At 61.0% G+C, this 18,407-nt stretch carries 12 protein-coding genes; 1 reads left to right on the top strand and 11 read right to left on the bottom strand.

All coding sequences use genetic code 11. The features are described 5' to 3' along the window. Window positions 1-71 precede the first annotated feature (71 nt). The 5 genes from KBY58_RS02800 to KBY58_RS02820 form a co-directional block, all read right to left on the bottom strand. Entirely contained in the window at window positions 72-1,784 is a 1,713-nt protein-coding gene (locus KBY58_RS02800) for a DUF262 domain-containing protein (RefSeq protein ID WP_255002741.1), read from the bottom strand. Continuing rightward, complete coding sequence (locus tag KBY58_RS02805; RefSeq protein ID WP_255002742.1) at window positions 1,781-6,751, bottom strand: Eco57I restriction-modification methylase domain-containing protein; 4,971 nt, start codon at window positions 6,749-6,751, stop codon at window positions 1,781-1,783. Before KBY58_RS02805 ends, KBY58_RS02800 begins: the two co-directional genes overlap by 4 nt. A gap of 3 nt (window positions 6,752-6,754) precedes the next feature. Then, window positions 6,755-7,024: a DUF5615 family PIN-like protein gene (locus KBY58_RS02810; RefSeq protein ID WP_255002743.1), complete on the bottom strand. Its 270-nt coding sequence runs from the start codon at window positions 7,022-7,024 to the stop codon at window positions 6,755-6,757. A gap of 8 nt (window positions 7,025-7,032) precedes the next feature. After that, a complete protein-coding gene (locus tag KBY58_RS02815) occupies window positions 7,033-7,263 on the bottom strand; it encodes a DUF433 domain-containing protein (RefSeq protein WP_255002744.1) in 231 nt (76 codons plus the stop codon). 62 nt (window positions 7,264-7,325) lie between these two features. Further along, window positions 7,326-10,247: a DEAD/DEAH box helicase gene (locus KBY58_RS02820; RefSeq protein ID WP_255002745.1), complete on the bottom strand. Its 2,922-nt coding sequence runs from the start codon at window positions 10,245-10,247 to the stop codon at window positions 7,326-7,328. Between the two features lie 336 nt (window positions 10,248-10,583). Here KBY58_RS02820 and KBY58_RS02825 point away from each other — a divergent pair, with 336 nt between their 5' ends. Further along, a complete protein-coding gene (locus KBY58_RS02825) occupies window positions 10,584-10,913 on the top strand; it encodes a hypothetical protein (RefSeq protein ID WP_255002757.1) in 330 nt (109 codons plus the stop codon). Window positions 10,914-11,346: 433 nt separating this feature from the next. On the opposite strand, the gene KBY58_RS02830 is transcribed toward KBY58_RS02825, so the two are convergent. From KBY58_RS02830 to KBY58_RS02855, 6 genes are all read right to left on the bottom strand, one after another. Further along, a complete protein-coding gene (locus tag KBY58_RS02830; RefSeq protein WP_255002758.1) occupies window positions 11,347-12,087 on the bottom strand; it encodes a hypothetical protein in 741 nt (246 codons plus the stop codon). Window positions 12,088-12,265: 178 nt separating this feature from the next. Beyond that, on the bottom strand, window positions 12,266-12,664 hold the full coding sequence (locus KBY58_RS02835; RefSeq protein ID WP_255002759.1) for a hypothetical protein: 399 nt from the start codon (window positions 12,662-12,664) through the stop codon (window positions 12,266-12,268). Further along, complete coding sequence (locus tag KBY58_RS02840) at window positions 12,661-13,080, bottom strand: hypothetical protein (RefSeq protein WP_255002760.1); 420 nt, start codon at window positions 13,078-13,080, stop codon at window positions 12,661-12,663. The genes KBY58_RS02835 and KBY58_RS02840 overlap by 4 nt, the downstream gene beginning before the upstream one ends. Next, window positions 13,081-13,662, bottom strand: a complete 582-nt coding sequence (locus KBY58_RS02845) for a hypothetical protein (RefSeq protein WP_255002762.1) — start codon at window positions 13,660-13,662, stop codon at window positions 13,081-13,083. Continuing rightward, entirely contained in the window at window positions 13,659-18,068 is a 4,410-nt protein-coding gene (locus KBY58_RS02850; RefSeq protein ID WP_255002763.1) for a phage/plasmid primase, P4 family, read from the bottom strand. Before KBY58_RS02850 ends, KBY58_RS02845 begins: the two co-directional genes overlap by 4 nt. After that, a complete protein-coding gene (locus tag KBY58_RS02855; RefSeq protein WP_255002765.1) occupies window positions 18,068-18,328 on the bottom strand; it encodes a helix-turn-helix transcriptional regulator in 261 nt (86 codons plus the stop codon). The genes KBY58_RS02850 and KBY58_RS02855 overlap by 1 nt, the downstream gene beginning before the upstream one ends. Window positions 18,329-18,407 lie beyond the last annotated feature (79 nt).

The following is an 18,407-nucleotide window of genomic DNA, read 5'->3' on the forward strand; positions in this document are numbered from 1 at the left end:
GCTTGGCCGCGCTCGGCTGCGGGAGGCGCCCCAGGCGGCCATGCATGGGATTTGAGCAGCAGATCTCCCCGTCAACGAACTGGCGCAGCTTTTTCATGCGATGCGCGCGCGGATGGTGATGCGACGGCGGCGAGCGCTATCGCTGCCCCCACCAGTTCCTGCCGCTGCTCCAGAAACCGCTCAAAGTCGTCGATCCAAAGCCCCGACTCAGCCCCATGGGGGATCAGATGACTGGAAAGCACCGTTTCCATCGGGAATGCCAGCTCATCCCGCAGTTCTGCCATGTAGCTGGAGGGAGCGCGGCAGCTGATGCGCTGATTGGTCTCTCTATCAATCAGGCAGCGGTTGAGCACGCAGTCGCGCAGACGGGAGTCGATGCCGCGATCGTCCAGGTATTTGGCCGGAAAGATGTGGTGGTCGTCGATGCCGCTACTGGCTAGGAGCTGCTCGTTGAGCACGGCGCGGCTGTGGAAGTCCAGCGGGCGTTCGCCGCTGGCAAGGATCAAGCAGATGGTGGCGCGGTAGAGGGAGCGCTGCCTAGGGCCGACATCGCGCAGCTGCTCGGGGTTGAAGTGAAAGCTACGCACGTGTTCAGGCGCCGGTGCCGCTGAATCGCTTAGCCAGGGGATCAGCTCTGTCACATCGCGGCCGCTCTGGGTGTTGGGCGACTTTTCATAGGCCTGGCTGAAGGCCGAGCACCAGAACCAACGCTTGATCTGCTCGCGCTGGGCACCAATGGCCACACCCTTGCTGGCGCCGGCCGCGGCGAGGGCTGCCGCCATGGGAGAAAGCATGGTGTTGAACGGCAACCAGCGGGCCTCCAGCACCCAGCAGTCGTCGTAGAGGATCGTGAGGGATAGGGCCAGGGCCTCAATCACCGGCTGCCACCACTGGGTGAGGGTGCTGGCGGTGAGGTTGAGCACGTCGCCGCGCTTGCAGCTGGGGGTCTTGCCACCGGCCAGGGCGATGGCCATCAGCACGTAGTAAGGGTCCACATCGAAGTGGGCGATCAGCGGGTGCTCGCTTCGGGCCTGCTCCCATAGCTCGCGCAGCTTGAGGTCTTGGCTCCAGAAGCGGGCGGTGAGCAGCTCGAACACACTGAGCTTCACGCCAGTGCGGTTCAGGGTTTCGAAAATCGTGCAGAGGGCCGCTGGTTCCGTCTCTGCCGAGAGGGTGACGACGGGGAAGACGTATTGATCAATGCGGTTAATCCACTGGGCCTGAAGCTCATCGAGCTGATCTTCCAGTTGGTCGCGTTCAGCACCTTGGCGGGTGCGGGCCACCTGGGACGCCCACTTGGAGAAGCCGGTGCTGCCCTTGTGGAGCACGGAGAGTGGCATCAGCAGCTGCTCGGCCTGCAGCTCAATGGACTCTCGCTTGGCGACGGCACCTTTGCTATGCCGGAGGTAGTCAATAGCATCTTCGAAATCAGCACCGTCAACTAGGGCGCGGATGTTGAGGTAGTAGCGGTGATCGCCGACGCCATAGAAGGCTTGGTAAAGGGAGGTGAGCCGCTGCTGGCCGTCGAGCACCAGGAAAGTGTGCTCCGTGGTGGGCTGGGGAGCGCCTTCGAACTCACGGCTGGAGAAGGCACGCTGGCGGTCGCGAACGCGCAGGACGCTGCCGGCGGGGTAGTTGTTGGCGATCGAAACGATCAGCGCCTGGGTGGCACTGGGCTCCCAGACGAAATCACGCTGGAAATCTGGCAGCACCATGTCGCCGCTGTGGATCCGATCCAGCAGATCAAGCAGGGGCTTGGAGTTGGTGTCTTCGTAGATGGTCATGTGCCGATGCCCTCCTTCTCAAAAAACCCCCAAGCCACCCGATAATCCTTCACCCGATCACAACGATCAAACGGTGCCTCGTAGGTGATCGTGCGCTCCACCGGTCCGCCAGGCAACGTGTCATCGAGAACGGTGCGCGACACGGTGCCGGAGGTCATGCCCTGGATGTCTTCCCAGCCGGTGGTCTTGTTGGCGCCGCGGCCGGTGCCTTTGCGGGGGAAGCCGACGCCGGTGAGGCCCTTGCTGGCGGTGAAGACGATGCGGCCCTTGCGGTCGTAACAGGTGTCGCGTTCGTATTGCTGCATCACCGGGAATTGCACGCGGTAGATGGTGATCAGTTCATCGAGGGTGAGCTTGAGGGCCTGGGCCACGAGCACATCAAGTTCCACCAGGGCCTGGCGGCGGGCGTAATCACTGCGCAGGGCGCAATCACGCTGCCAGCTGGGGGTGAGCTCGCTGAAGACGCTGTTGGGCAGGCGGGGATCGTCTTTGGCCCAGCGTTGCTGGTGGAAGGTATCGTCCCAGCACTCGCTCCAGAGATCGGCGTAGTGGGTGGTGAGGCAGTTGAGGGCGAGGGTGCGAAGTGTGATTGATGGGCTCGCTTCTACTAACGGAAAAGATTCCCATGTGTAATGAAGGTTCCCTCTGCCAGTTGTTTTGATAAAAAAGTCTGCAACCAGTGAACTGCCGAAAGCCAGTGAAGAGATGAGAGTTGATGGGTCGGCAAAGATCGTTGATTGCACGCCATTTATGTGGGCTGTTCCTTTTGGAACTAGCGAAGAAATGTACGTGCGTTCTCCTGCCTGGGAAAGCATTCCACGAGCTGCTAAGCGATAAAACTCCGTCACCGGCTTTTTCTCACCCCAGGGCACCCGCGGCGTGCGGGTGCGGTATTCGGCAGGCGACACATCCGGGCGGTAGTTAGTGCGGGGCAGGTAGTCGTCGGGGAGGGTCGTGAGATCGAGGCAGTCGTAGTGGCTGTTGGCTGTGCAGGAGCTCCGAGGCGTTTTATTGAACGGTCTGCCCACATAGAAGTGGGGGCCGGAGAGCACCAGCCCCGATGCATCTTCAGGGAAACCCGTGTCGCGGCGAATCGTGCCGTCTTTCTTGACGGCGTTGGTTTCGTCCCACATCACCGTGGCGTAGTACTCCCCCTGCAGATCCCCCAGGCGTTTCGGGGCGGCAGCAAACTTTTCCAGCACGCTCTGCAGCTGTTGGGAGTGCAGAGCCGGTAGGCGGGCCTGACGGGCTGGTGTGCCGGGTTCGTCGTAGAGCTGGGCAAACAGGGCCAGGCCCTGCTCCCCCACGGGGATCAGCCGCTGGCGGTGGCCCGCCGTGTTCCATTGGTTCTCATCATTCTTGATACCGCCAACAGGCCCATTGCCGTCGTGGGCCAAACAGGCATCCACGGCTTTGGCGTGGAACAGGTTGGCCAAATGAATGAAACTGGGCTGTCTTAATCCCCCATAGATGTTGATACTGAATTTGGTGTTGTGATGAACTTCGGCAAAAACTGAGATTTGATTTTCGAACTGGAAGTGATCACGCAGCCGCCCATACAACACCTCCCGCAGCGCCCCGCCCTTCGGGTCGTCGTATACGCCCTCTGGATGGAGGAAGCCCTGCACGCCCTGGCCTGAAGCCACCCGCCAGGCCTGGGGCAGGAAGCACTTGAACAGGTTGGTCTGGCTGCCCTTGAGCAGTGGATAGTTGGCCACCGCATTGAGAAACGCCTGGCTGCCGTTCTGGCCTTCGAATTCCTCCAGGTAGGCGGCGCCCAACTCCGGATTGGCACCCAGGGCCTCGCCGCGGCGTTTCGCCAGCTCGCTGGCGCTCACCTTGCGGATCAGCACCATCGGGTCGGCATCGCCGATCACGCCCTTCTCCTCCCACTCCACCTTTAGCCAGGGCGGGTTGCCCACGATCAGATCGAAACCGCCGCCCGCCAGCAGATCGGCAAACTCCAGATCCCAGTGCAGCGGCCGGATGCGCCGGGCCACCGCCTCCACCTGGCGCAGGCGCTCGAATTCGGCCTTGAGCTTCTGCACATCCACAAAGCCGTGGCGATCGGAAAAGTCCACCGCCAGCTGGCGCGGTTGGGTGTCCGCAAACAGAGTCCCCTGGCCCAGCTCCGGCGCCACGCCCTGCTCCAGATCGCCCAAGATCATGCTCAGCTCCAGCAGCCAGCTGTCGCGGCTGGGCAGCGATTCCGCCTGGTGGATCGGCCAAAACCACAGGGCCGCCCAGTAGTCCATCGCCCACTTCAGCCGCAGCCGCGCATTGGTGTTGGCCACATCGCGGCCCAGCACCTCCTGCTCCTGGATGCGGTCTTTGAGTTTCAAGGGAGTCCAGTCGCCTTCGACTGCCCCGGTGGGGTCTTGCCACACCGGCAAGGGGTCGGTGGTGCGCTGGCGCAGCTGGGTTTGTTGCTCAGCCCAATCCTTCCAAAGGGCAGCCACCAGCTGGCTTAGCCGCAGTAGATGGGCGATCTGGGTGTCGGTGAACGCCTCACCCACGAACGCCTTGTTCCAGCGCTTGCAGCACTCGATCGCCTCGGGCTCCAGCGACCTGATCACTTTGTCGCCATAGGCGGCCATGCCCGGATCGGGCAGCAGGAAGTGGAAGATCGCGTCTTTGGGGAGCTCCGCATCCCAGGCCAGCTCTTCTGGGGCGTGCTCATGCCAGAGCTTGCTCGGCTTGGCCTTGCGGCCCGTGCCGGTGGGTAGCTGGCTCACCCGATAGATCTGCCGCCGCGCGCCGATTAGGGAGTTGCCGCACACCAGCTGCTGGCTGAACCAGGGCACAAAGGCCCGGCCGTTTTCCGGCGTGAAGATGCTGTTGAGCCACAGGCTCACCTCCGCCAGCTCCACCGCCACCGGGTTGAGGTCCACGCCGAACACGTTTTGATCGGCCAGGCGCATCTTCACCTTCTGCAGCTCGGTGGCGAACTGCTCATGGGCCACGCTTTGGCCCGTTTCCTGCTGGCGCCGCTCCAGGTAGGCCTGGGCCAGCTGGTTCACCACCTCGTTCAAAAATGCCGCCGAACCCATCGCCGGTTCGCACACCTTGAGGGTCAAGATCTCGGCCGCTGTTTTGCCCGGCAGCAGCTCCTTGAGCGCATATTTCACCAGGCACTGGGTGAGCGATTCGGGCGTGTAGTAGCTGGCGCTCTTTTCCCGATCGCGCCCCGCCAAGCGATAGATAAAGCTGCCCTTGGGCAGGCATTTCGGCTGGCCGCTGCCGGGGTCTGCCACGATTTCTTCTGCCTTGTAGGCCTTGAGCTGCTCGGCGCTCACGAAGTGGCCCACCTCCAGCTCATCGTGGGCAGCGCCGCTGGCCTTAGTGGTGTCGTCGTCGTTGTCGCTCTCGTTGGCGCCTTCATCGTCACCACCGAGGTCGAAGTCTTCTTCATCGTCATCACTGCTGGCGGCCTTCTTCTTCGGGGCCGGCTGCACCTCGTAGAGGTCTTGTTCTGCAAAGAAACCCCTAAAGCTGAGCAAGGCCTCATACACGGCACCCAGTTGGTTGATGCCCAGCTGCGAATAGCTCACCCTCCCCCGCCTTTTGCCCTTGCCTGCCTTGGTGAGCGACATCAGCTCGATCACCTCACGCAGCACCACATTGCGGAAGCGCACCTTGGGCCAGCGTTTGCGGCCGTTTTCATCCAGCAGCAGACCGTTGACGATCGGCAGCCGCCCCGGATCGAACAGATGGGAGCGCAGCGGCATGATCTGGAAGGTATCGAATTCAGGCTTGTTTGCCGTGAGGTCGGGCTGCACGGCCTCCTGCTCGCCTCGCTTCGGGTAGCCCTCCCAGATCATCTGGAACAGCCGATCAAGTGAATCGCCGATGTAGGTGCTTTCCTTGTCTTCCTCGTTCGCAAGCTCGGCGGTGTCGAGCTCGCGCAGGCTCTCGAGGCTGTAGCCCAAGCGATACACGTCATTGCCCATCGGCGCATAGCCCAGCTCCTTCGGCCGGCTCTCGATGAAGAACAGGAAAAGCAGCCGGTACATGAAGCGCAGCAGCTCCAGCGTCAGCTGCTCTGGATCCAGCCTCTCTTCGTAGATGCCCTTCTTCTGGGCCTTGATGAACGCCACCACCTCATTACCGAGCAGCTCGATCGAGCGGCGCAGGGCGTATTTGAGGTCGCCACTCACCTCATAGGCGTGTTTATGGCTGTTTTCATCCAGTTCATCGAGGTAGGGCGTGCCGCCGCCCGTGGGGCAGGTGTGCTCCCGGTGCAACAGGGTGGCCGCCGCCAGTAAGGCATCCGGGTTGGCTTCACCCAGCAGGGTTCCCAGCTCAAAGCGCAGCAACCGCGAAGCCGCCCACTTCTGCCGATCGATCAGTAGCAGTTGATCGCGGCTCACCGCCAGCAACCAGCGCGGCGGGATCTCCTGGCCAAATACCCGCTCGCTAACCAGCTCTTCCCAGCTTTCGCTGCCCTGGCCATCACCGCCGGTTAGCACCGTGCCCAGCGATGGGTCGTTGATCTGGCAGCCCCAGCTGGTGGCGATCGTGAGCTCCAGCGGATCGACCGCCTCATCACTGGGGTTGAAGCACTCCAGCAGCCACAGCCATGGTTCACCCTTGGCATTGGTGATTTCCCCCAGCAGCGGCAGCTGGTAGGCCTCGCCGCCGATCAGCACCGATTCAGCCCGCGGGGCAAACGCATAGCCCAGGGCTTCACATAGCGGCTGGAAAAACAGCTGCCGCTGCAGCCGCAGCCGCTCGGCTGGATCGTTCGAGATGCCAATTTCGGCTTCCCGCAGCTTTTGCCAGGGTTTACGCAGGGCCTTAAACAGCGCTTCCGGGGTGCTCACCTCGGCGCTGGGATCCTCCTCAAGCTGGGCCTTTGCCTCCTCACCCCAGCGTTCGCGCACCTTCTTGATGTCGCCCGCCAGCACGCTCTCGAGGTAGTGGGCGGAATAGAACTCGTTGGCGTTGCTGATGCCGGGGAGGGCCATGGGTCAGGGTTTACGGAGCGTGAGCAGGGAAGTAATCGGTTCGCTGATGAAGGCCTCTATGGCTGGGGCATGCGCGAACAGGCTCATGCCCCGAAAGTCATCGTCCTTGGTGACGATCGTGTAGCCATTACCGGCGGCAAAATCCCAGATCTGCCTATCGCTTTGACCCTTTAGCTGCACATCCCGAACGTGCATGCTGCCCGGGTATGGCCCGGAGAGCGCCGAGGTGAGACGAGGGCTCAGGTTTTCATCAAGAAGCAAACTGCCCGCCATCGCTTTACTCAGGCCACGGTGAGTTCACTGAGCCGCTTTTCGCGCTCTGCTGCGTAGCGCAGCACCGCTTGTATGTGTTCAGGCTGCAGATCGGGGAAGTCCGCCAGGATCTCCTCCTGGCTCATGCCGCTGGCCAAATACTCGAGCACGTCCGACACGCTGATCCGGGTTCCAGCCACACAGGCTTTGCCGCTGCGAATACCAGAGGTGCAGGTGATCAGAGGGGAAGGGGAACTCATCGCGTCACGGTTGGAGAGGAGGGGCTATTTGAACGCTATGCAGCTTTGGGTGGAAGGGTTGATCAACTGCTGTCGCGGTGCAGCACGGCAACCAATTTGAGATAGGGAGCCGGTTCGATGGTCATCACCTCGTTTACGAAGCGTTCGTGGTCATCGAAGCGTGTACCGATCGTCTTTTGTTCTGCTAGCCGCCGCTTCTCCTTGATTTGCTGGGGCCGTTGATCCGCCGCGAAGCTGATTTGCAGCTGCTGCTCCTGGCGGCCGCGCAGCCGCTTCAGACGTTCGCGCTGGGCCTCCAGCTCTGGCTGCATCCGGGTTGTCCAGAGGTCGCTGCATTTGAGCAGATAGGAGTTGGCTTTTTCCACCGCAAACGGCAGTTGCTGCTGCAGATGTACAGGGATAGGGGCCATGGGGTTGGCATACACCTTGCGGCCTAGCTGCAGCCGCTGGGCGACCGCCTCAAACGGTTCCTCAGCCACCACATTCAGGCCCGTTCCGGCAAAGCGCACCGCCACCCACTCCTGCACCACCGGCACCCCCTTCTGGTTGGGGATCGTGCCTTGAAACACCATCACCACTTCGCCTGGATCGAGGCCTTCACTGAGCTGCAGCACCGGAGCGCAGTGGCGCGGAAAGGTGATCTGGCCGCGATCCGCCAGCCAATCCACCAGGGGGTGCAGATCCCAGAGGTATTCCAGCTCCGGTCTGGCACTTTCCTGGCGGCGGGCCTGCTCCAGGGCGCGCTGCAGAGCCGCCACCTCGGTGCAAACCACTAGCCGCTGGCCGCCTTGGGGCCTCAGCTCCGGTGGATAGCGGTCGTAGCGACGTTGCAGGTCGGGTGGAGGCGTGATCTCCAGCCGCTCTTGCTCTGGATAGGCACGTAAATCAAGTTTTTCTCCGCGTTGATCCATTGCTTCTGCCACAGCGGCAAGGCCCTGGTCCACGTAGGCCCACAGGCTGGGAAAGAGGCTGAATGGTTTGCGCTGCTCCACCTGAATGGCGGCTGTGGTTCTGCTGCTTTCTGGATCCGGCCCTGCGTCGTTATCGATGCCAAACATCTCGGCAAATAGGTTGAGCTCACTGCTTTGCTCGAGGTAGGGCTTGGCATTGGCATCCATGCGGCGCTCTAGGCCTTCGGCATCGCCTGCCTCCAACGCCTTACCGATTTCTTCTTCCTCCACCTCGGCATCAAAAACCCGTAGAAACACCGATGGATCGCCGATGTTGATCTGGGCCTGGTCGTCCTTGCGGATCAGTACCCGCAGGATCTTTTCCGCATCGCCCATCCCCTCACTGCGGGAGCGGGTGAGCAGATAGCGGATCAGCGGTTGCATGGCCTGGCCATAGCGATCAATGCGGCCATTGCGCTGCTGCAGCGTCATCAGCGACCAGGGAATATCGAAGTGCACCAACCGGTGGCTGAGGTAGTGGAGGTTCAATCCTTCTGAGGCCACTTCAGTGGCCACCAGGATCCGAACGGCATCTTTTTCCTGGGCAAACTGCTCCACCACCCTGGTCTGATCCACATCGGCCATGGCGCCATCAAGGCCCAACACGGCCCCAGCGCCGAGCCCCAGATCTGCAGCAAGATGCTCCAACAAAAAACGCTGAGTTTCACGGCGCCCCGTGAAAATCACCAGGCGATCTTTGGGGTCCTTGCCGCGCCAACTCCAATCGGCCTGGATTAGCTGCAGCAGCTTTTGATATTTGGAGAAATCACTGGCATCAATTGCCGCCAGTAGGGGTTCGAGTTCCTGCAGCGCCGCACAATCGGCCGATGATGGCGTAGCCGCTGCCTCCAAGCGCTTGAGCCGATTGCGCACAGTTTCCAGGGCTGCCATCGGGCTTGAGAGCAAGCTTTTGGCCAGGGTGGTTTTGAACAGTTGGCCCGCCTTGGCCTTGGCGTCAGTGTCCGGCAGCTTTAGATCCTTCAGCAGCGCAAATACCCGCTCCTCCCTTTCGCTGGCCTGGCAGTCCACGTCCTTGGTGTCGCGCTCTTGAACGCTGTTGCGCAAATCGGCAATCACGTCCTTACGAAAACGCCGTAGGTAGAGGTCCCTGATGTCCTCTTTGCTGTATTCGCTTGGGTTGGCAATTGCCGAGGGGTCGAGCATTTTCATCAAGCTCGCAAAGCTCTCCGGCTTACCGTCGTGCGGTGTGGCCGATAGCAGGATCAGGGTTTCCGATCGGGTGGCCAGGCGATCCGCCAGCTTCGCTCGCTGGCTTTTCTGCGCTCCCTTAGCCCGCTCAGCCACGTTCTGGCACTCATCAATCACGATGATGTCCCAATTGGCATTGTCTAAATAGAAGCGATATTCGCGGTCATTCTTAAGCGTGTCAACCGAAACAATCGCCTTGTCGTAATAGTGAAAAGGGTTCTGGTTGGTTGGTAAATCCTTGCGGATTCGCTGGATGTTTACGGAATCAAGCCGCACCAACGGAATCGAAAAGCGCGTCCAGAACTCCTTCTGGAACTGCCCCACCATGCTCTTGGTGGTTACCACTAAGATCCGCTTACCCCGGCCGCGGCGGATCATCTCGCTGCAGAGAATCCCGCATTCCAGGGTTTTGCCCAGACCCACCGCATCGGCAATCAGCAGCCGTGCCCGAGGCATGGCCAGGGCCTTAGCCGCAGGCTGGAGCTGATAGGGAAGGGCGTCCATTGCCGCCAGATGCCCCACCGCCAGGGCGGCATCGGTGGGCACCGTGCGGCGCAGGTGGGCCTCCAGAAACAGCAGGCTGTCGCGGTATTGGGGTGAAGGGTCGCTAACTAGGGCCGTTTCCTCTGGTTGCAGCACCTTGAAGCTGCCCGCTGCCTGCTCCACCTGTACCAGGAATCGGGCCTCCTTTTCCCGCAGGAAGGGCGACACCCCCACCACATCCACCACCTGCAGACCATCGGAGCTGCGGCCCAGGCTGCGCACCAGCCATTCGGCGCTGCGGCACTCGATGCGGGCTCCGGGGGCAAGAACGGCTTCTGGCATCAGGTGGGTTTGTTGCGTTGCCTGCTCTAGCCAGCTGCAGTCTGCGTCGAAATGGGGCAAATAGCTGCTATCCCGCAGCCAGTGCAATGGTTTTCAGCCCTCCTTCCCATGCGGATCCTGCATTGTTTGTGCCTGCGGCACTGCCGCGTCGCCTTGGTGTTGTTTGTTCGCTATGGAAAGCCAGGGCTGTTCCACCAGCAGCGAGCAACAGTCTCCTAATAGCCGATAGCAAAAAACTCGTGGTACCTCCACTCTGTGAGGTGGGTCGTCAGCATGCATCTGGCTGCGACCAATAATCTGCTCGAGCACTCAGGCGTTCCCCTTAGCTCTCGCACCATGGGCCCTATCCCGCCTCTATTTGCCCTCGTCACTGGGGCCCTGCTCGCCAGTAGTGCCCTGGCCCAGCAACCTGTTCAGCCCCTGCCAAAAGCGGGTAGCTGCCCCCTCGGTTACTACAGCTCCGGCAGCTATTGCGTGCCCAGCAAGGGAGGGAATACCCGTGGCGCCATTGAGAAGAGCGGCAACAGCTGTCCCCTGGGCTTTTATGGCTCGGGCAACTACTGCGTCAGCAGCCCCAGCAATAACCGCGAAGCGATCCAAAAGACCGGTAACTCCTGCCCCCTGGGCTGGCTCAGCTCCAGCGGCTACTGCGTTAAAAGCCGCTGATTGAGCTGGCCTTTCGTTTCCGCCGCTCTTAGTGTCTGAGGCCCTCTGCCATTTCACTTCTCCAAATCGGGCTTAACCACCATCTAGGCGGGTGGCCGAGGCGAGTACCGCCGATGGGTTGCCCGCCCAGGACGTGGAAAACCTGCGCATCAGGGAGAGCCCCACTGGGGCAAGGGAGTTCCAGATGCCGCCAGTTCTGCCGCCAGAACCTCGGCTGCGGCAAGTTAATGCCAATGCTGGAAAGGACTCTGCCTGGGAGTCCCGCACGCTGATATGACGCGCAGCCGATCCCTGACTTCGTAAGTGCTGGGATTAATGGCCTCGTAGCCCGGGCTTCGAAAGCAGCCACGAAAGTGGAATCCACTTTGAGCATAATTTCACTTTACGGTAGAAGTCTTGCGAGTCGGGCTAGCAACGGCTTTCCGGAAAATATCTATTTATTGTGATAATCCATGCAGCCTTTGTAGTCCGCAGCCTTTAAGCATTTTGCTTCTGATGCTTTGATGTTCTTTTTGGTTGCTTGAGCAGGAGTTCCAACTACCTCCTGAGCTGCGCCAAAGTTCTCGGCATCCGTAGCTTTTAACTTGAGAGCCTCGATGCGTGCCATCTGGGGGTTTGAAATTGCCCATTTTTCAACACTGGGATTTGCAGATAGATATTTCTTGTAACTGCACTCAAACTGCACTAAAATCTTGCTGCATCTCGGCGAAGGGCTTTCTTTTGCTTTGCTTTGAAGCTTGTCGCAATATTCATTGCCTTTAATATGCAAATCATTGCAGGTTTGCTCGTTCCAAAATGAACTATTGACGACTGAGCCCGAGCCGATTGAGCTGTTTGCGGCTGGCCCCGCTTGATAGGTCATCCCTGGGCACATTGTCGAGATATAGTAATCAATTTGGCTTTGCATGCCGGCTCTGTTGCTCATGGCGCCTACTATGGCCGATGCGAAATCGGTTGACATCATTAAATTCGCAGATATAGTCTTTCTAAGCTGTTGATTAGCTTCGTCGATAGAAGCGCCTCTCTGACGTGCGCCGCACCAGGCTGCGGCGCCGGCTTGTGAGGGATCACCAAAGGCCATTAATGGGGCGGCTGAAATCAGGATCGTCGTCAGAGATCCCATGATCCAGGGGATTCTGCCAGTCAAGTCCAATAAACTTTTTGGGTTTTTCATATTTGCTCAGGCTGTGTAAAATCTACCCCACCAGCAAGCTTTGGCCAGTCAATAATCTGTTTCTCTTCCTTGAATAAGACGATGGATGTCGGTTTCATGGGAGGGGGGTATCACTTGCCCGCGTTGGTAACAGGCCGCTGCTTCGATCGCTTAATTCTGAAAATCAATCCCTGCCAATTCAATCTGGCAAGGGTGTCGGGCGCTCCAGGTGCTCAGGCAGCATCAGTCCGGCCAGTACGGCGTCCTCAAGATCCAGGTGATCTAGCGGCAGCCTGGTCAACCCCAGCACGTGTGTGGCCAGGCGCTGGCGATGCACTCCGCCACGTAGGGCCTTGCCGCAGTTGCCGCACCATGCTTTCAAGGCGGAGCCATCGGGGAGCCAGCGGAGCATCGGCCGTTGTCCGCCAAGTCGGTTTTTATTTGATTGCCTGCAGCCGCAGATCGGGCCGAACTGGGCGCGGCTCCCCTCCGGGGGGAGGGCTGCCAACTCCAGAATGGAGAGCGCCTGGAGGTCCTCCTCACCTGGCCTGGGGTCGAGGATGAAGCCTGGTTTTCGGGCAGTGGTGTGGCTAGTCATTTGGTGCGTTTCGAGGGTTGATCGCAGCCGGTTGCCTTGAGTAGCAGGCTCATGGAGCCGACCGCGGCAGAAAGCTGACCGGCATCCAGTGAGACCTGCATTAGATGTTCGATTTGCTCCAGCTTTTGGCTCAGATAATCAGGTCGGTCTTGGTCAAATCGGGCCCGGAGTCTCCGTACCGCCTCGGCGTGATGATCCTCGAAGGCTCGCTCAGTCACCCCCCAGTATTCCGAGACTAAAAGAAGCATCGCCGGGCGGGTCCGGCAGAGGCCGATCCATTCGAGAACTTGCTGGGTCCGCATCTCGAGGACGGGTTTGGTGGCTCTCGGCCCCACCACAGCTTTGTGGAGCGGGTGCGCTTTTGCCCAGGCCGCCCATTCCGCGGAATCCTTGTTGGGAATTTGGGGGAAAGTCATTTACACATTATCGCGGTTATTCCAACTCTGGTGGTTTGAAATAGCAGTGCAGATCAGATTTATCTCCCGGCAGGTGTAAAGCCGGTTGCTTTTGGGGTTGCGCGGGGGAGTAGCCCCGAACAGGCGAACAAACACGGCGGCAATAGTGGCGCCGGCCAAGCCGGTGGCCTTCCCCCGCTGCTGCCAATCGCTTAGGGGGTGCCGGGGCACAGCGGCAGGGGACGGATCCATGGGTGGTTGGCGATACGGGGGCAGATGGGTGGGGTTGTTGGGGCCGTGGTGCTTGGGCGCTGGCTGATCGGGGGGGAGACGAGAGATGGCGGGGGCAACTGTCACCACCTGGCCATGGCTCTTGAGGATGTCCAGGATTTCGGCCTGCGCCCTGCGGTCGCCTGCGGCGGCCCGGGTCACCTGGGCAGAAGCGGCCTCGGGGTTTCCGAGGTGCTCGTATTCGAGCAGGCCCATCTGGATTAAGGCCTGCGCCAGGGCGCTGAAACTGGCCGCTCGGAAACAAAGCTCGAGATCGGCAGGGCACCATGGCCGGTCGAGGGAGGGGTAAGCAAGAACGGTGCGGGCAATCATTCCTCCTCTCTGTAGCAATCGGCCCAGGTGCGAGCAGGAGCGCTCAATTCGGCAACAACCGGCACGGGCCTTATTGCCTCTGATACCGGAATCACCAGGGCATCTTCTGGTGGTGCCCAATTGAATTGGAATGCCTCCAGTAGTGCCTCCCGATAAAGGTCAAGGTGTTGCTCGGGCACGGACAGCACCACCTCGTCGTGCAGGAAGCAGCGAACCTGGGAGGCGATCTCCAAGGGCAAGCGGAGAATCCCCTCGGCCATCCACTCACGGGTGGTGCTTTGACCCAGGTAGGCGGGGGCCTGGGTGAAGGCCTTGCTATCCCCTACGTAAGGGCCCTTTTTGTGGTGGCCGGTGTACAGCTTGCGCCCAAAGCCGTTATTTAGGGCCCCACCACGCTCGGCAATGCCCACAACCCGGTCAATCCAACGGTGCACAGCGGCATGGCTGTGCTTGTGCGCAGCCAGGAAGCTCTGGCACTCGGCCAAATCGATGCCGGTTTGGTTCTGCATCCCCCGGGCCTGTTGGTTGTAGCGAGTGCCGTGGCCCAGGGCCTTTGCAGCATTTTTAGAAATGCCGAATTGATCCGCCAGAACTCGATTGATGTCCACCCCGGCATCGAATAAATCCAGGTAGCCGGGATCTTGGCTCCATACGGCAACAGCCCGGGCATCGGCCTTGCTCAGGTCGATTGCCAGCAGCAGGTGGTCATCGGCATCGGGCAGAAAAATCTCCCGCTCGACAACCTTGCCGTCGCGTTTGCCCAGCACGGTGAGCCCTGGGTTGGTGATGCCGCAGCGACCCGTGGCCTGGCCAGGGAACACCGTGGGGTGCACTCGATCGCCAGTGGCATACCGGAGAACATTGCTGAAAACGGTGCGGCTGCCCACCAGCCCGGCGATGGTCTCGCAGAGATCCCCCACGGCCGGGTTGTCGGCATGCTCAGCAGCAATCCCCTGCAGCACGTCGGCCTTGATGCAAGGTGCACCGCCCGGGGTGGAGGGCAGGGCAATGCCGAGATCAGCAAAGGCCGCGGCGATGGCAGCCTTGCCCACATCCGTGGCGTGGGGGGAGCTCCATTTCCCCTTTTTGTCCTGGGTGCGCTTGGGCAACCCGATGGCCTCGAGCTGCAGTGCACCAGCGGCCACGCGCTCCTGCCGAGCAGCCTCCCGGCTCTCGATCTCAGGGCGATCAATGCGGAAGCCCACCAGGGTGATGCCATGCACCAGCCGGCCCATCAGCCGCATTTCCCTGGCTTGGTAGGGGCTGAGTTGGCCGCCGGGGCACTGGCTGTCAAACACGGCCCGGCCAGCGGCAACATCCCCGTGCAGGTAGGCGTTGTAATCGGGGTCGCCCTGGGGAATCAGCTCATAGCCGGCCACCTCCAGCTGTTTGGGGCTGCCGGTAATGCCAGCGGCCTTGGCCGCAGTGCGGGCCAGCTTGGCCAGATCATCCGTCTTGCCGGGCAGGCCGCGGCGTTCTGCTGCTGCATTTAGCCCCAGCTGGCGGATGTACTGCTCTGGCTCCAGATCATCCCGATTGGGGTGGGCCAGGGTTTCCAGCACCATCGTGTCGACCAGTCGGCCCTGCTCACTCAGCTCCAGCAGGGGCATCCCGTGGTGGTGGGCCAGGGCCAGGAAGTCAAAGCCAAAGCCGTTGTGGGCCACCAGTGGGCCGCCGTACTCGAGCAGCTGCTGCGGGTCGGTGTTGTTGCCGTGGTCAGTGCCTACCAGCCGGACAAAGGGGGTGGCCGGATCGGGGGTGGCCCATAACTGATCGGCGCTGCAGGTTTCCAGGTCGATCACCAGGGGATCAGTACCACCCGGAATCACCAGGTGGTCAGCCGGGGGAGCGGAGACAGCCTCAAGCATGAGATCAAGGGCTGGCTCGGATGCCTTTTTTGCCGTCTTTTTAGGAGTCGCCGTGGCCGGGTCAGCCGGGGTTTTGTCAACCGAACCATCAACCTGGGGCTCGGCACTTTCGGCACTTTCGGCACTTTCGGCACTTTTGGTGCATTGCAGAGGTCTTGGAGAATTTGAAGGTGTTTGTGTAAGAGGCTGGGAACAGGGCAAAAGTGCCGAAACCGCCGAGGCCCCCCGTGACAACGTGGGTAGATCGCCCGCCCCCACTGCGTTTGGGACGCTCGGCACTTTTTCACCCCCACCAGCCTTAAAAAGTGCCGAACCCTGGTCGTCAAGGCTGACTATTTGACTTGGAGTTTTGTCATCCCCCCCGCTCGGCACTTTTTGAGGGCCGTCATCGGCTGTTTCTGGGGTGCCCCAGCTGTCCTGCCAGTCGGGTCGTTTGACCAGGTTGTAGAGCTGCTTGCCGCCTAAAGGTTTGAACGTCCCAACACCGGTATCGCGCACCCGCTCGAGGAACTTGTTGCGCCCCAGGTGCATGCCCTTACGGCCGCCCTGCTCTGTCTCGGTCCACTCCACATAGAGGTCGTAAAGGGCTGTGCCGGCCAGGCAGGCCTTGCCCCGATCGCCCGGGGTGGTGCAAGTGGCCAGGAACATCCGCACCTTGTCGACACGGGTGGCGAAGTACTGCATCCGCTCAGGGTCCTGACTCAGGAAGTGGCCCCGCTGCTTGCGCTTCTGCAGGGCCTCCACCATCAGCCGGATCACCCCCGGCAGCTCCTGGCCAATGATCCGATCCTCGATCGTGGGGTCCTCGGCCCCCTCAAAAGAGAAAGGGAAGCTGAATGGTGCCATCCTCGACATCAAGGCCGAGCTGGCATCGCTCGTGGCGGGGATCTTGTTGGCGCTGAACATCAGCATGGCCTGGTTCCGCATATCGAACCGGTTTTGGTTTTTTCGTTGAGCCGAGAAAACATCGCCGCCCGTCAGGCACTTGATCAGGGAGATGTCGTGGAGATCCCCCTCGGGCAAGTCGGCAAAGCTGTTCAGGACCTTGCCGAACAGGCTTGAGCTGGCGAACTTGTCGTCCCCGCCCTTGCTCAGGTCGTGCAAAGAGATGCTGCAGCTGAGCTCCTCGCCAACAATCGCGTTGGTAATCCGGATCCAGGTGGATTTGCCTGAGCGGGTTAGGCCGTACAGAAACAGGATTTTGCTGGGCCAGGCCGAGAGATCCAGCATCTGGCTGCAGACATCCAGCAGCCCCTCTAGCTGCCCTGGGGCCACGTCCTCAATCCATTTCAGGAAGGTTGGGCACTTGGCCTGGGGATCCCAGTTGTGGGGGATCTGCACCAGCGTTAGATAGGCAGGGTCATGGGGCTTGAGCTCCAGCGTGCGGGCATCGAGCAGGCCATTGAGGAAATTGATGATCGGCTTGGGCTGCTGGAAGGGAATCACCAGCCCCTCGGTTTTCAGCCTGGCCACCGCCATCTTGGAAAGGGCTGCCAGGTGCTCCAGCTTGAAATCGTTAGCCAGCAGGTCAGAAATCACCCGGTCCCACCAAAGGGAAGCGCCGTTGTGATACACCCCGCCCTGGTAAACAGCCACTGAGATGTCGCCAGCCAGGGCCAGGTTGTGCTCAGTCAGCAGGAACTCCAGGCAGTCGTAGGGCTGGAAATTGGAGCCATCAAAAAAGCCTGAGCCCCGGGCGGGTGGCCTGGGCTTGGGCAGGGTTTTGAACTCAGCTGCATTGGCCATCAGGCTGCGCAGCAGATCCACCCGTTTGGCCTCAACCTGCTGCCGGCCCAGCACGTCATCCAGCCCGGCCTTGCCTCCACCAGGCAGCTGCAGGAATTGCACGGAGCGGGCCTGCATCTCGATCATCAGGTGCTCCTGGAGCCGTCTGGCAGCAGACCAAACCCCGTAGTTGGTGGCCACATCTGCGTCGAAGCAGATCAGCACATCCCGGCCCTCCGCCTCCAGGGCCATCAGGTCTTCACTGGGGCTTTGGTCTTGGCTCCAGCCCCAGCAGCCGGCCATGCCCACGGGCACGGCTAGGGGGTGCGCTGTATCCAGCACGCTGGCCGCGGCTTGGAATTGCTTGGTGCCCTCCACCAGCAGCAGCGGGATGGTGCGGCTGCCCATGTGATCGGCAAACCCGGCATCAACGCCGAGAAATCCACCGCTGCCCTTGGGGAATAGGTATTTGCGGGGGCGGCCGTCTTTAAGGGTGATCGGGGTGTCGGGCCTTATCTGGGGCACCTGCTTGCCGGTAACCGTGGTCCAGGTGGTGGCCATGCACGGCACGGCCTTTTTGCCCCAGCAGGTCAACTCCGCAGGCAGCCCCTCCACGGTGGTGATGGTGCGCCACTGGGCCTGGCGGCCTTGATCCACGGCACTGGCCGCCAGCAGCTTTTTATGTGCATCGCTGAGATAGCCGGGCCCTGCCACCACCTCCACGGCGGTATCGATCACCCGGGTTGCGCCCCTGACGGTGACCTCCCTTGCCCCCTTGGCCGCCTTGGCAACAAGCTCATGTTGGTTGGCCATCAGCCGCCAGGGGGTTGCTGTGGTGCCTGGGGTCGCAATGGGTCAGGCAGCTGACGCAGCTGGGCGATTCGCTGCTCCACTGCGTGGAGATCCCACCGCCGGGGTGACTTGGTGGTGAGGCCGTTGCGGAAGTGCACGCCCTCCTCAAACAGTCCCTGCTTTACCCAGCGGCACAAAGTGGAGCTACTAACTCCGAGCACGACAATTGCCTGCCCGGTAGGCACAAACTCCCTATGGGGAGTCGCCTTAGCTGTTTTCATCCGTAACGCGGGCTCTAGCGCCCGCCGTTCCTCATCCCTTCTGCGTGTCAGCCATTGCGGCCGTGAGTGCCACTGCAAA

Origin of the sequence: Cyanobium sp. HWJ4-Hawea (genome assembly GCF_024345815.1) — a bacterium.
Classification (GTDB): domain Bacteria; phylum Cyanobacteriota; class Cyanobacteriia; order PCC-6307; family Cyanobiaceae; genus Cyanobium_A.